This window comes from Aeromonas simiae (assembly GCF_014892695.1).
Lineage (GTDB): Bacteria > Pseudomonadota > Gammaproteobacteria > Enterobacterales > Aeromonadaceae > Aeromonas > Aeromonas simiae.
The window spans coordinates 2939382-2953770 of sequence record NZ_CP040449.1 but is presented as its reverse complement, the minus strand read 5'-3'; the positions used below and the strand labels follow the sequence as shown (position 1 = coordinate 2953770).

The following is a 14389-nucleotide window of genomic DNA, read 5'->3' as shown; positions in this document are numbered from 1 at the left end:
GTCAAAGACGGTCAACTATTACGCGTTACACAGATTTGTTGTGATCAGACCTTCCCTTACTTCGCCACCGGCAGGTCCTCCCAGCGGGTGGTGTAGCAGGGGCTCAGGTGCTCTTGTCGCATCATCCACTCAGGCGACCCCGTGCCTTGGCTGGCAAAGCCTACGCGCCCCAATCCCTTGGCTTTGATCTGGTCCATCACTGCCATCAGCGCATCTGATTGAGCGGAGGACGGGGCAAAGAGATCTGCCTGTTGTTGCCCCTTGGGGATGAACTCACTCAGCATGACGCCCCCCTTCTGATAACGGTAACCGTCGCGCCAAATCTGCGGTAACAGCACGTTCACTTGCTGCAGCAGCAACCGGGTATCATCGCTAGGGCAGACCAGCCGGACGCCAGCCTGCTCACTGTAGTAAGGCGCTCGTTCGTCAAAGGGGCTGGTTCGCACGAACAGGTGCACCCGCTGGCAACACATCCCCTCGGCCCGCAGCTTCTCGGCTGCGCGAGCCATAAAGCCTGACAACGCTTGGGCCATTTCTCCACGGTCAGTCACGCGCTCACCAAAGGAACGGCTCGAGAGGATCTGCAGCTTCGCCGCCGGTTCAACTGTCAGCTCTGCGCAAGGCAGGCCACGCAGCTCCTGTACGATCCGCTCGACCACCACGCCGTATTGGGCGCGTAACCCTTTGGCGTCGCTAGCCACTAGGTCAGCAACGGTGTTGATGCCTTGTGCCACCAACTTGGCTCCCAAGCGCCGTCCTATGCCCCACACCTCGTCCACCGGGGTGATAGCCATCAGCCGGGCACGGCGCAGCTCGTCACGCAAGTCCACGACGCCGCCAGTGGCAGGCCACTTCTTGGCTGCATAGTTGGCCAGCTTGGCGAGGGTCTTGGTGGGGCCAATCCCGACCCCGACCGTGAGGCCGGTCCACTGCCACACTCGCTGCCGGATCTGTTGTCCATAGGCTGTCAGGTCCCCGGCAAACGACTCCGACAGTGACAGGAATGCTTCATCGATGGAGTAGACCTCCAGCTCGGGGGCCATGGTCTCCAACGTGCTCATCACCCTGCCAGACATGTCTCCATAGAGCGCGTAGTTGGAGCTGAATGCCACACCGCCATGCGCCTCGAACTGCTCGCGGATCTTGAAGTAGGGCCCGGCCATCTTGATACCCATCGCCTTGGCTTCGGGGCTGCGCGACACCACGCATCCATCGTTGTTGGAGAGCACCACGATCGGGCGGCCACGCAGCTCAGGGCGAAACAATCGCTCACAGCTGGCGTAGAAGTTGTTTACATCAACGAGCGCTATAGCCATCACGCTGCCTCAGATTGCCAATCACATGGGTGACCACCCCGAACAGCTCCAGGGAGAGGCTCATACAAGGGTCGATAGGCGCGAACGCCGGATTGGCTGGCAACAGCCGCAACCTCGGCTTGAGCTGCAAGGTCTTTACCGTGAAGCCGCCATCGAGTAGTGCAATCACCACATCACCATGGCGCGGGGTGAGGCTCTTATCGACCACCAGCAAGTCACCGGGAAAGATGCCGACCCCGGTCATGCTCTCCCCCTCTGCACGCAGATAGAAGGTTGCTGCAGGGTGCGCCACGCAGTGGGTATTGAGGTCCAACTTCCCTTCCAGATAGTCGCTGGCTGGGCTGGGAAAGCCGCAAGAGGCGCGGTGCAAGAACAGCGGGATGGTCACCTCGGCGGGTGATGGGTCTGGGGTTAACAGCTTCATGGCAAAACACCTGTATTTATATACAGCCATTATAGCGCACCACCTTTGAACCAGCGCAAGTCCCACATGCCACTGATGACGTACCATGGCGCCAACAAATAACAAAGAGGTCAGTATGAGTCACAATCTGTGTGCTCTACCGAAAGAGCAGCAAGAACGGGTCGAGGTCGAGAAGGCTGCCGCATATGCGGTATGGAAGGAGCGCAACGGTCACTTGGCCAGCGCAGAAAGCGAAGCAAGCCAGCATAAGGGTGAGCTGAGCAGCTACTTTCTTGAGCAAGTAAGTAGGTACAAACGGGGCTAGCCTTCCTGTAGCCATGTTTTTATTCTGGGAACACCTTAAGTCCCTTAACTCTCGCGCAAATCCGGGCTTCGGAGCTTGAAGATGCAGCCCTTGGCTACCAACTCGTCCCGGTTTGCCAGCACCAGCGGGTAGAGCAGCGGATGCTGTTCATGATCGCCGTTATAGCTCACTTGCATGCGCTCCAGCGCGTAATGCATCAAAGGGATGCGCTGGTTGAGCAGCAGCTTGCCATCAGGCATGGCATAGTCACTGGCAATGATGGCCTGTTGTCCTGCGCTGAGGGTTGGATTGGGTATGACTACCGCAGTGACTTGAGTGTTCCACTCAAGATCCTGATCTCGGCCGTGAGGAGAGGTATCAAGTAGCTCAGGTTCCCCACGAAACCGGCTCATCACAAAATCCAGATATACCCCTTTCTTCTCGCAGTAAGCGCGCACGTGCCAGCGGATCCCGTCATAGACCAGGGTATGGGGCACGATATTGCGGCCGCTTTGCTCCTCTGAGCTGAGGGATACGTAATCGACATCGACCCGCAACTGACCGCGAGCCGCTTGCACCAGACCCCGCACAATCTTGGGGTCGATATGGCGGTTGGGTACATCCAAGATCTCGATATGGCCGTAGCGCAAATCCATCAGCGGCAGGGTCAACAGCCCCGCTTCATGTTGGCGTTGGTGCTGTTTTTCACGATGTAACAGCATCAGGTACTCATCTACTTTTCCTTCACTAAATCGCGGTACGAATTGCTCGGTGGGCTTGTATCCCTTCAGGCTTCGGTCATAGATCAACCCTTCTGGTGAGTAGTGGGTCAGGTAGTGATTGATATCCCGTGATGCTTGCTGGCGGCCGATATTGAAGGCTGTCATTAGGTGATTGGTGGTCAGCCGTCCTTCCCATTGCAACACGATCTCTAGCAGGCGAAAGCGCAGCGTCTGATCCCAAGTGAGCTCTCTGGGGGTCATATGTGCTCCAAAATGCGACATGTGTATGTAACCAGTATCGGCATGAGTATACAGGCGACATATACTGAATTAATCACAGTGTGATGAAAAAGATGGTGCTGTCTGTACCACGTTCTACCAGCATATTGCCGAAGTGCAGCTCAACTTCGGTTGCTCTCACAATCACAAGGTCATGCCAAGCTTTGCCGCCAGGCCCTATACCTCAAGGCTTTCGGGATGGTGTAGTACGATTAGGTGTATTTATTTAGTGCAAGGGTACCAAGCAGATGAACGTGGTGGAGATTCAAAGGGTGCAGGTAAAGGGATAAGGCAGAGGACGTTGCCACTCTATTCTGCGGCTTACCAGAAATGAAGGTTGAGCTTATTCAGGTGACCGATTGATGGACTTTCAGAATAAAATACCCTTCGCAATTAAGACCGAGACCGGTGCAATTGTCTCGGTCGATGATGTTGAAAGAGGACTTGCAGCCGGTTGTCATTGTCCCAGTTGTAAAGGATTGCTCGTTGCCAGAAAAGGTGAGCAAAACCGCCACTGCTTCGCGCATTACCGTGACAGCAAGGAAAAATGCTTCTACGCCTTTGAAACCAGTGTTCGGTTGATGCTGCTCTCTAAGCTGGAAAGTGTAGTGAAGCTCAATACCCCTGCCCATTACACCTCGTTTGATGGGGTCAAGGAACTGGTTGCTAAGGCCCATGCTGACATTGGCGTTCAATTTGTTCCGCAAGCAGAGACCCATGGTGTTCCGGCAGGGCTATTTCAGTTGATGTCCCGACCAGACTTCCACCTTGCCTTACACTTTCCTGCAGCGCACGAGCCTGTAGGGTTGTACCCGCTGTGGCTGGGGCGATTCATTGCCAAACACCCTAAAACAGGCGTTTTGGCTGTTCGTTATAACCAATTTGGCGACCGGATGTTCGATAAGTCTCGCCCAGCAGGGATGGACACGACGACTTTGATGCTGACTATTCTCAGCGAAAATCCCAACTGCCTGCATTGGCTCTATCACCCACGCGAGGAGATGGCGCTGAACGCCCTGGAGCAGCTTGCCGAACAGCGACGGCAAGAAGCAGAGGAGAAAGCCAGACTGCAGCAACTAAAACAAGAACAACTGGAGGAAGCGCGGCGTCAGTATGAGGCAAAGCAAAGGATGCAACGCGAGCACCAAGCAGTGATTACGGCTCAGATGAGATTGGCTGAACAGGAGCGCGCCGCCCAGAGAGCACGGGACTATGCCGCACGGGCTGCGCAAGACAGCGACAAGACCAGCATTGGAGGGCAGTATCCACGATCTACGCCGACCGCGTGTCGCAATTGCCAACTACAGCACCAACGCCTTGATGCTGACGGCTACTGCTATCGCGAGGTTTGCATCAGGTCTCGTGCGAAACGAATAGCAAGAGCAGAAAAGGCAGATGCGTCTACGCGGTATTCCTACGCCAGTATGCGAGGTGGTGCAAATGCAAGTAGCACAACCCAGAAACAGGCTAGCCTCGTTGCTAGTTCGCAACCTGTGAGCGACACACAACGCCAATGGTACTCCTCTATCAAGCCGGGTTCTTGTCCTCATTGCGGGGGCGATAGAGGCAATGGCCCGAATGGCTGGTGGTGTGAAAAATGTAAATAAGCCATTGAAATTCAAGATACCGCACAATGTGGTGTGCCCATATGCTCAAACTCTACAGGAGGATCGTCTACTGGGGGGCCGTCCACGCTGAATCGCAACCAGTGTCTGGACTCCTGGAGTGCGTAGCTGAAAACAAAAGGCCTACAAGGAGTCCTCTTCGTAGTGAGCGCTGATCTCTAAGAACTCTTAAGTAACTGATTATTTTAGTGATTGCGGTCTACTAAAGTAAGCGGAAAAAATCTAAAATAAGCGCACTTATAGTGCCCAAGCCAAATTGCATGGCTGGTCTAGAACCACAAAAGCACTCTTAATAATCTTAAAAAAATCAAAAGGATAGAGACTTGGCTCAGCTAGAGAACATCGAGGCAATTGAGAAAAGGCTTTGGAAGGCGGCAGACACCCTCCGCAGCAACTCTGAACTGGCCAGCAACGAATACTTCCTACCCGTGATGGGCCTGATTTTCCTGCGACACGCCTACAGCCGTTTCCTGGCGGTGAAGGACGAGATCGTCGCCAGCCTGCCTAGCCGGGGTGGCAAGACCCGCGACCTGACCAAGGAAGACTTCTCGCAGAAAGGTGCTATCTACCTAAATCCTAAGGCTGAATTTGACGCCCTGGTGGCGCTGACCGACGCGGATGACCGCGCCGAGGCCATCATCAAGGCGATGGAGTCCATCGAGAAGGACTACATCAACCTGGTGGGCCAACTGCCCAAGAATGAATATCGCAGTATTCCGAACGATGCTATCGGCCAGCTATTGCGTACTCTGAACCCTGATGAGCTTAAAAAGGCTACCGGCGACATCTTTGGGCGCATCTACGAATACTTCTTGACCGAGTTTGCCGACCAAGGGGCTCATGACGGCGGTGAATTCTTCACTCCTGTTTCCCTAGTTCAGCTCATCACAAACGTGCTGGAGCCGGATCACGGCATCGTCTTTGACCCAGCCTGCGGCTCTGGCGGTATGTTCGTGCAAAGCGCCCACTTCCTGGAAGTCCATAAGGAAGACCCGAACAAGCTGACCTTCTACGGGCACGAAAAAAACCGTGTAACGACACGCCTCTGCAAGATGAACCTGGCGGTTCACGGGCTGGAAGGTAATGTTATTGGCGGCGAACCAGCCATCACCTATTACAACGATCCCCATGAAAATCTCTGGGGTAACGTTGATTACGTCATGGCGAACCCGCCCTTCAACGTGGACGAGGTAGACGCTGAGAAAATCAAGAATGATCCGCGTCTACCATTTGGCATTCCAGGTATTAACAAAACTAAGAAAGTCCCGAACGCAAACTACCTCTGGATTCAGTATTTCTATAGCTACCTGAATGAAAAAGGGCGTGCTGGCTTTGTCATGTCCTCCCAAGCTTCGAGCGCTGGTCGAGAAGACGCCAAGGTGCGTGAGCAGTTGGTCAAATCCGGCCATGTCGATGCCATGATCGACATCCGTGGCAACTTCTTTTATACGCGTACTGTGCCCTGTCAGCTCTGGTTCCTTAATAAGGACAAACCAGAGGAGCATCAGGACAAGGTGTTGATGGTTGATGCACGTAATACATATCGCAAGGTCACGCGCAAGATTTACGATTTTAGCCCTGAACAGCTTAAAAACCTGACTTCGATTTTTTGGCTATACCGGGGACAAACGGATCGCTTCATTGAGCTCGTGCAGAGCTATATTAATAGAGCTCTGTTCGAAGCGCATTCTTGTGATAAGTCAGAGACTCTGGCAGGACCTGTGCCAGATTTTATTGCATCTCTTAAGCAACTCTATACAGCTATGCAACCGTTCCTTGAGCAGTTAGAGAAGGGAGCTGAGCCTGAACTACCATGCGTTGCGCTGCATAGTGAATTACTCACCACTATTGAAGATGTCGAAGCTGCTTGGTCGAACTTCCAAACACTCAAAAACGACTTAGATGAACAGTGGGGAAGCCGTCAACGCGCCACTGCGCAAGAGCTGCTCGACTTTATCGAAAAAGATGTCTGCCTCAAAGGCCTTGCGGAGAAATGCCGCGACTTGGTCAAGTTGGTTGATCATGCCTACAAACTCAGCACACGCCTTATTGAGCTTTGTGAAAGCGAACACGCGGCAAGAGACAATGAGCTTTGGGATTCCGCCAGCATACACGGCACCCGCCGCGCAAGCCTGAAGAAATCCGTAGACGGCGCGAGAAAAATTGCTGTAGAGCAACTTAAAGAAGTTCGTTACTTCTACAAACAGGCGCATTGGCTGCTGTCACGCTTCCCCGAAGGGAGACTGTGCGACGTGGTAGGCTTGGTTAAACTGGTATCTATAAAGGAAATTGAGGATGCTGACTGGAGTCTGACACCAGGCCGATATGTCGGCGTAGCTCTGGAGGAAGTTGATGCGGACTTTGATTTCGAGGAGGCCTTGAGGGAAATCCACATTGAGCTCAAAGGGCTTAATGATGAAGCTGCGACTTTAGCTGCAACCATCGCCCTAAACTTTGAGGAGCTGGGAGTATGAGCATAGCCCAGATATCTCTTGATTGTGTCTTTCACTTTCTTAACGGAAAGTCTCCAAGGCCATCCAGTGATGGTGAATTTCCAATATATGGCTCAAATGGAAAAATAGGTTTTTCAAAAGAGCATAACCATGAGCGTTCCATTGTAATAGGAAGGGTTGGAGCCTACTGCGGATCCGTTGAAGTCTGTGAGTCCAAGTTTTGGGGTTCTGATAATACAATTATCTTGAAGCCAAAGGATGGGCATAACCTGAAATATTGGTTCTATCGCCTAAAATCTTACCCGCTTGGAAATTATTCAGGCGGTGCTGCCCAGCCACTATTAACTCAAAAGACACTGAAGCCCATAAAAATAAACTCGCATCAAATCGAGAGCGAACAATTTAGAATTGCTGAAATACTCAGCACTTACGACGACCTGATAGATAACAGCACAAAACGCATTGGTCTCCTAGAAAAATCGGCTTGCTTGCTTTTTAGGGAATGGTTTATTCGGCTTCAGTACCCAGGTCATGAAAATGCAAATGTAAAAGATGGAATTCCAGAAGGGTGGACTCACGGAAATGTAAATGATTTTTATGAAACCGCATCTGGAGGCACCCCATCTAGGAAAAATCCTGACTACTTTACAGGCGATATAAACTGGGTGAAGACCCAGGAACTTCTTGATGGCTATATATTTGAAACGGATGAAAAAATCACCGAGCAGGCAATCTCAGAATCATCTGCAAAAATATTTCCGGAAAATACTGTGCTGGTTGCAATGTATGGTGCCACTATTGGACGACTAGGAATACTGGCAAAGCCATCCTCAACAAATCAAGCCTGTTGTGCTTTAATTACAAAGCATAAGGATAGCAACCCTTTCTTTGCCTACCTTTTCCTAGCGGAAAATAAACAGGGCTTGATTAACCTTGCTCAAGGTGCGGCACAAAATAATATAAGCCAACAAGTAATACGAAATTATCCAATGGTTCTTCCAGCGAAAAATATTATGGACGCGTTTGTAGAACGTGTGGAACCTATATTTAAGCTCAAGCAATCCTTAGAGCTCCAGATTAAAAATTTGGCTACAGCCCGCGACCTACTCTTACCGCGACTGATGAATGGAGACATCACCGTATGAACGCAATGACCGAGGAGTATCTGGCACAAGAGACGACTGCTGACTATCTGCTGCATGACCTTCAGTGGGACGAGTCGATCTACGCCATGTATGAGGTTTTAGGCAAGGAAGGCACCCTCGGTCGCAATAATGAAACTGAGGTGGTGTTGGCACGCTATCTCGGGCAAAAGCTTATTGAACTCAACCCCGGCCTCCCCATGGAGGCCTATGAAGACGCCTTACGGATTGTGAATGAGTACAGCAGCAGCTCCGTGATGCTGGCAACCAATCGCGAGAAGGACAATCTCCACAAGAATGGCGTTGAGGTGGGATTCCGCAACGAGAAGGGCGAGCGCGTCAAAAAGCGCCTTCGCCTTTTTGACTTCGATAATCCGGCCAATAATCACTTTCTCGTCGTGCGGGAATTCTGGATTCAGGGTGACCTCTATCGCCGCCGCGCTGATATTGTCTGCTTCGTGAACGGTATCCCGCTCGTGTTTATGGAGCTAAAAAATGTCCACAAGGACATTAAAACCGCCTATGAGCAAAATCTTGCGGACTACAAAGACACCATCCCGCATATTTTCCACCACAATGCTTTTATCGTCCTGGGCAATGGTGTGGACGCCAAGATCGGCTCTGTTTCTAGTAAATTTGAGCACTTTAACGATTGGAAACGTCTGCATGAGGACTGCCCTGGCGTTGTGGACATGGAGACACTGCTGAAAGGCACGTGCTCCAAATCCAACCTGATAGATATCTTCGAGAACTACATCCTCTTTGATGAAAGCTCCGGGAAGCTCGTCAAGATCGTTGCCCGTAACCACCAGTTACTAGGCGTAAATAAGGCCATTGAGGCGGTGAAAGACCGGAACTCCCTCGCAGGAAAGCTGGGGGTCTTCTGGCACACCCAAGGTTCCGGCAAGTCCTATTCGATAGTGTTCTTCGCCCGTAAAGTCCACCGAAAGCTCGGTGGCAACTACACCTTTGTTATTCTGACCGACCGCGAGGATCTGGACACCCAGATCTACAAAACCTTTAGCGGATGCGGCGTTGTGGATAATGACCGTGATCCTTGTCGTGCGAGCAGCGGAGAACACTTGCAGGAATTACTTGGTCAACATAAGGCTTTCGTCTTCTCGCTGATTCAGAAATTCAACAAGAATGTCGATCCCGAAAAACCTTACTCTGGCCGGGACGACATCATCGTCATCACCGACGAGGCGCACCGTTCCCAGTACAATACACTCGCGTTGAACATGCGCAACGCTATGCCCGGCGCTAGTTTCATCGGATTTACCGGTACGCCGCTGTTCAAGGATGATGAGATAACCAAAAGATTCTTTGGTGAATACATCTCCACCTATGACTTCCAGCGCGCAGTGGAAGACAACGCCACCGTACCGCTCTACTACGATGCGCGCGGCGAGCAGTTACGCTTCGTTGATGAGGATGGTCACGAATGCAACGTCGCCGACCCGAAAGGCCTGAACGATAAGATCGCAGCAAAGCTAGAAGAGCTGGAGATCGATGATATCGATGTTCAGCAGCGCCTGGAGCGCGAACTGAAGCGCGATTACCACATCATTACTAGCACGAGCCGCCTCGAGCAGATTGCACAGGATTTTGTCCGGCATTACGCCAATGGCTGGGAAACCGGTAAAGCCATGCTGGTTTGCATCGATAAAATCACCTGCGTGCGCATGCACAAGCTAATAGATGGCTATTGGAAAGAGCACATAGCCCAGCTTGAAAAAGACCTGCCGAACGCACAGGACGAGCAGGATGACATCTGGCGTCACCGTCAAATCGACTGGATGCGGGAGACACAGATCGCCGTCGTGGTGAGTGAAGAACAAGGTGAGGTGGACAAGTTCCGTAAATGGGATTTAGACATCACCCCGCATCGCCGCTTGATGAAAGATGGCTTCCTGCTTGGCGATGGAAAGCGCATCGACCTTGAGAGTGCATTCAAGCAGCCAGAGCATCCCTTCCGTGTGGCTATCGTTTGCGCCATGTGGCTGACCGGGTTTGACGTACCAACCCTTTCCACCCTGTACCTTGACAAGCCTTTGCAGGCCCACACCCTTATGCAGGCTATCGCCCGTGCGAATCGTGTTGCAGAAGGCAAAAATAATGGCCTGATTGTCGATTACTGCGGCATCCTCAAAAACCTCCGCCAGGCACTTTCTACCTTTGCCGGACGCGGTGATGAAGGGCATGGCGATGAAGATGGCGAGCTAGATCCGACCAAGCCAAACGAAGCGTTATTGGCGGACCTTATCGAAGCCGTTGGCTTTGTAAGAGACTTCTTACGGTCCCAAGGTTTCCGCCTTGAAGACATTGTTGAGAAGACTGGATTTGCGCGAAACGCTGCCATCATCGAGGCCAAGGAAGCCGTCAACGAGAATGACCAGTCGCGCAAGCGCTTCGAGATCATGGCGCGCGAAGTCTTCAATAAATTCAAGTCCTGTATCAACGTGCCCGGCGTGAATGGGCTACGTGATCCCAGGGATGCAATCAACATAATCTACAAGAGTTTGCAAGCCGACCGCGGGGCTGCAGACATCAGCGACATCATGCGCCAACTGCATGGGATTGTGGATGAGACTATCCAAACCCGCACTTCAGCAGGTGAGGGGGCTGGGGTCTATGATATCAGCAAAATCGACTTCGAACGGCTGCGCCTGGAGTTTGCAAAATCTCCGGCCAAGAACACAGCCGTACAGGGGCTCAAAGAGGTCATCGAAAAACGTCTGAACATGCTGCTGATGAAAAATCCTCTGCGCACCGATTTCCAGGCGCACTACGACAAGTTGGTCGATGAATACAATCTTGAAAAAGATCGTCTTACCATCCAAAAGACCTTCGAGGCGCTTTTAAAGCTGGTAGAAGAACTAAGCGCAGAAGAGCATCGCGCCATGGCGGAGGGACTTGATGAGGAGACTCTTGCCTTGTTCGACCTCCTCTCAAAGCCGCAACTATCAAAGAGTGAGACGGTCAAAATCAAGAAGGTTGCTGCCGAGCTGTTGGAGACCCTCAAAGCTGAGCGGCTTAGGGTTGAGAACTGGCGCGAGAAGGAAAGCGCGCGCGATGCAGTGAAGCAGAAAATTTTTGATTTCTTGTTCGACGATAGAACTGGGCTCCCTGTCAAGGATTACAGCGAGGATGAAATTAAAATCCTCACTGAAAATGTCTTCCGTCACGTGTACCGGACTTACCCGACCGTGCCATCGCCGATATATAACTAAGCCTGTCTCGAAAGAGAATTGGAGTCATCAAATATGGATTTTCAGAAGCAGGCGCAGGACTACTACGGCAGGGCTCCCCTCATCATCTTGGGCAGCGGAGCATCGGCTGCCCATGGCATGTCTGGTATGTGGGCGCTTGCGACGTACCTAGTCGAAAATATTGACACTTCCGATTTATCCGCTGAGGAGATAGAAACCTGGGGGACATTTTGCCAAGTCCTGAAAGACGGCGTTGATCTGGAATCGGCACTGCATAAGGTGGCCGTTACCGAGAAACTGACGTCCAGAATCATCAATGCAACCTGGACGCTTATCAACACTGAAGACATTCACATTTTCAACGAAAGCCTTCAATGCCAGGCGATGTTTCCATTAAGTCGTCTTCTTGAGCACATGTTTAAAAGCAGTCTGAAAAAGATAAATATTGTCACTACAAACTATGACCGACTGGCGGAGTATGCCTGCGATCAGGGACGCATTCATCACTATACCGGGTTCACGCACGGGTTCTTTCGGCAGCTTGCAGCGCCGGATGAGATAAAGTCTGCTCGCAGGGTCAATATCTGGAAGGTTCATGGCTCTCTTGACTGGTTTAAATCTCCGCTCGAAGACATCGTGGCCCTTTCAAACATTCAAGAGGTGCCAGCCAACTACAAGCCGGAAATCGTAACGCCGGGCACGCAGAAATACCAAACAACGCATTTAGAGCCATATCGCTCGATTATCAACAATGCTGACCAAGCCATTACTGTTGCCAGCTCCTATCTGTGTATTGGCTACGGATTTAATGACGAGCACATTCAGCCCAAACTCATGGTGAAATGCCTGCGCCAGAATACTCCTATCACAATCATTACCTATGCGCTTTCAAACGCTGCCAAGAAACTCATCCTTGACGGCAAGGCACAGAGTTACCTGGCAATAGAGCGGGGAGCAACTGACGACCAGTCTATCGTCTACTCCTCTTTGGATAAGGCTCCACTAACCGTTGAAAAAAATATCTGGAGTCTTGAAGGTTACCTGTCACTCATCATGTAGGAAAAAGAGATGCCGATTTTTAATTTTAAGGATGAAGACGCTCTGGGGAAGGTTGCTTCCGTTGATACGACAAACGTGATCATTGATGTGGAGAATGTCGACAAACTTAAGAGATTGCAGGTGAACCACCTGGCTGTACTGCAAAGCAGCAGGCCAGGCCAACACCTGATCGGCCTCATCACACAGGTGACCCGCAAGCGCGGCATCGAGGACATCACAGGTGACGGCGTTAGCGATCAGACTTCAGAACTAAATCTGTGCCGTATCGCATTGATTGGCACCATGCTGGATCGTGATGGAGCACGAGAGAACGTATTTCGCCGAACACTGGAAAGTGTTCCAGAGATCGATGCAAATTGCTTCTCGCTCGAAGGTGATAATCTCACAGGCTTCATGCGCACTCTTTCCAATGTTGCCGCCGATGGGAATTCCCTGATACTGGGGAAGTACACGCTGGACGAGCACGCCGTTGCCTATCTTAACGGCAACAAGTTTTTCCAGCGCCACGCATTCATCGGTGGTAGCACCGGCTCGGGTAAGTCCTGGACAACCGCCAAGATCATTGAGCAGATGTCGGGGCTATCGACGGCGAACGCCATTGTTTTTGATCTCCATGGCGAATACGCGCCATTGGTAGGCCCAGGCATCCAGCATTTCAAGGTGGCTGGTCCCGCAGACGTTGAGGCAAAACGCACCATTGGTGATGGTGTGCTTTACCTGCCTTACTGGCTGCTTTCGTATGAAGCACTCGTGTCCATGTTTGTTGACCGGAGTGACCAGAATGCGCCTAACCAGGCCATGATCATGGCGCGTGAGATCAATCAGGCGAAACAAAAGTACCTGGAAGAGAATGGCCAGAAAGATGTGCTAAAGCACTTCACCGTGGACAGCCCGGTTCCTTTTAACCTTGATTTCCTCATGGGCCGGTTGAACGAGATCAACGTCGAAATGGTTCCCGGCGCTCGTGGTGAAAAGCAAGGCGACTTCAACGGAAAGCTGTCTCGGATGATTTCTCGCCTTGAGAACAAAATATCTGATCGGCGGCTGGGATTCATGTTCAGCGGCGGTGGAGACGTTCTGGATTTTACCTGGCTTGAAAAATTCACCACAGCCGTTCTCGGCAGCACTGGGGAGAATGGCAATGCCGGTATCAAGATCATCAATTTTTCCGAAGTGCCATCGGATGTTCTCCCGCTGATCGTTTCCCTTGTCGCGCGAGTTACGTTCTCCGTCCAACAGTGGACGCCATCCGAGTTGCGCCATCCGATTGCGCTTCTGTGTGACGAGGCGCATCTCTACATGCCCCAGCGAAACATGGCTGAGTCTGCCGATGATATTTCCCTGGATATTTTCGAGCGCATCGCGAAAGAAGGTCGCAAATACGGCGTCAGCCTTGTTGTGATCAGTCAGCGCCCATCCGAAGTGAATAAGACGATGCTCAGTCAGTGCAGCAACTTTGTATCCATGAGGCTGACCAACGCCGAGGATCAGGGCGTTATTAAGCGACTGCTGCCCGATAGCCTCGGCGGATTCAGCGACATCTTACCAACCCTCGATACAGGCGAAGCCCTGGTTGTTGGTGATGCCAGCTTATTACCAAGTCGGATCCGAATCGATGAGCCTAAAAACAAACCGAATAGCGGCACGGTCAATTTCTGGGACGAATGGCAAACGCCCGTCAAAGACAAGCGCCTGTTGATTGCGGTCGATAACTGGCGCAAGCAGAACATTCAGTAGTCAACTCTATAACCCGGAAGCGGTGTAAGCACCGCTCCCGGTATGAGCTTTAGGGGCGTATTCCCCTCGAGCTCATTAAGCGTTGGATGCTCGACAGCGACGCAGAAACATTGCACGTTCTTCGCTGGACCGATCGT

Annotated in this window: 10 protein-coding genes; 7 read left to right on the top strand and 3 right to left on the bottom strand. The window is 51.7% G+C overall.

All coding sequences use genetic code 11. The annotated features are described in order from the left end of the window. Positions 1-56: 56 nt before the first annotated feature. Both umuC and umuD read right to left on the bottom strand, forming a co-directional pair. Complete coding sequence (gene umuC / locus FE240_RS14005; protein ID WP_193001791.1) at positions 57-1316, bottom strand: translesion error-prone DNA polymerase V subunit UmuC; 1260 nt, start codon at positions 1314-1316, stop codon at positions 57-59. Then, entirely contained in the window at positions 1297-1740 is a 444-nt protein-coding gene (gene umuD, locus FE240_RS14000; RefSeq protein ID WP_025327594.1) for a translesion error-prone DNA polymerase V autoproteolytic subunit, read from the bottom strand. The genes umuC and umuD overlap by 20 nt, the downstream gene beginning before the upstream one ends. A 115-nt stretch (positions 1741-1855) precedes the next feature. Here umuD and FE240_RS13995 point away from each other — a divergent pair, with 115 nt between their 5' ends. Further along, on the top strand, positions 1856-2044 hold the full coding sequence (locus FE240_RS13995; protein ID WP_094697154.1) for a DUF3283 family protein: 189 nt from the start codon (positions 1856-1858) through the stop codon (positions 2042-2044). 44 nt (positions 2045-2088) lie between these two features. On the opposite strand, the gene FE240_RS13990 is transcribed toward FE240_RS13995, so the two are convergent. After that, positions 2089-3006, bottom strand: coding sequence for a WYL domain-containing protein (locus FE240_RS13990; protein ID WP_193001789.1), 918 nt, complete (start codon positions 3004-3006; stop codon positions 2089-2091). Between the two features lie 377 nt (positions 3007-3383). Between FE240_RS13990 and FE240_RS13985 the strand changes: the two genes are divergently transcribed. The 6 genes from FE240_RS13985 (at position 3384) to FE240_RS13960 (ending at position 14252) form a co-directional block, all read left to right on the top strand. Next, positions 3384-4631, top strand: a complete 1248-nt coding sequence (locus FE240_RS13985) for a hypothetical protein (RefSeq protein ID WP_193001787.1) — start codon at positions 3384-3386, stop codon at positions 4629-4631. Positions 4632-4972: 341 nt separating this feature from the next. Next, positions 4973-7123, top strand: coding sequence for a class I SAM-dependent DNA methyltransferase (locus FE240_RS13980; RefSeq protein ID WP_193001785.1), 2151 nt, complete (start codon positions 4973-4975; stop codon positions 7121-7123). Further along, positions 7120-8247: a restriction endonuclease subunit S gene (locus FE240_RS13975; RefSeq protein ID WP_193001783.1), complete on the top strand. Its 1128-nt coding sequence runs from the start codon at positions 7120-7122 to the stop codon at positions 8245-8247. The genes FE240_RS13980 and FE240_RS13975 overlap by 4 nt, the downstream gene beginning before the upstream one ends. After that, positions 8244-11477: a type I restriction endonuclease subunit R gene (locus FE240_RS13970; RefSeq protein ID WP_193001781.1), complete on the top strand. Its 3234-nt coding sequence runs from the start codon at positions 8244-8246 to the stop codon at positions 11475-11477. Before FE240_RS13975 ends, FE240_RS13970 begins: the two co-directional genes overlap by 4 nt. A gap of 33 nt (positions 11478-11510) precedes the next feature. Continuing rightward, positions 11511-12515, top strand: coding sequence for an SIR2 family protein (locus tag FE240_RS13965; protein WP_193001779.1), 1005 nt, complete (start codon positions 11511-11513; stop codon positions 12513-12515). A gap of 9 nt (positions 12516-12524) precedes the next feature. Then, on the top strand, positions 12525-14252 hold the full coding sequence (locus FE240_RS13960; protein ID WP_193001777.1) for an ATP-binding protein: 1728 nt from the start codon (positions 12525-12527) through the stop codon (positions 14250-14252). The last annotated feature ends 137 nt before the right edge of the window (positions 14253-14389 follow it).

What these genes read in the sequence shown, in the direction of transcription:
- FE240_RS13965 (WP_193001779.1), top strand. Translation starts at nt 11,511, where the DNA reads ATGGATTTTCAGAAGCAGGCGCAGGACTACTACGGCAGGGCTCCCCTC.
- umuC (WP_193001791.1), bottom strand. Translation starts at nt 1,316, where the DNA reads ATGGCTATAGCGCTCGTTGATGTAAACAACTTCTACGCCAGCTGTGAG.
- FE240_RS13960 (WP_193001777.1), top strand. Translation starts at nt 12,525, where the DNA reads ATGCCGATTTTTAATTTTAAGGATGAAGACGCTCTGGGGAAGGTTGCT.
- FE240_RS13990 (WP_193001789.1), bottom strand. Translation starts at nt 3,006, where the DNA reads ATGACCCCCAGAGAGCTCACTTGGGATCAGACGCTGCGCTTTCGCCTG.
- FE240_RS13975 (WP_193001783.1), top strand. Translation starts at nt 7,120, where the DNA reads ATGAGCATAGCCCAGATATCTCTTGATTGTGTCTTTCACTTTCTTAAC.
- FE240_RS13970 (WP_193001781.1), top strand. Translation starts at nt 8,244, where the DNA reads ATGAACGCAATGACCGAGGAGTATCTGGCACAAGAGACGACTGCTGAC.
- FE240_RS13995 (WP_094697154.1), top strand. Translation starts at nt 1,856, where the DNA reads ATGAGTCACAATCTGTGTGCTCTACCGAAAGAGCAGCAAGAACGGGTC.
- umuD (WP_025327594.1), bottom strand. Translation starts at nt 1,740, where the DNA reads ATGAAGCTGTTAACCCCAGACCCATCACCCGCCGAGGTGACCATCCCG.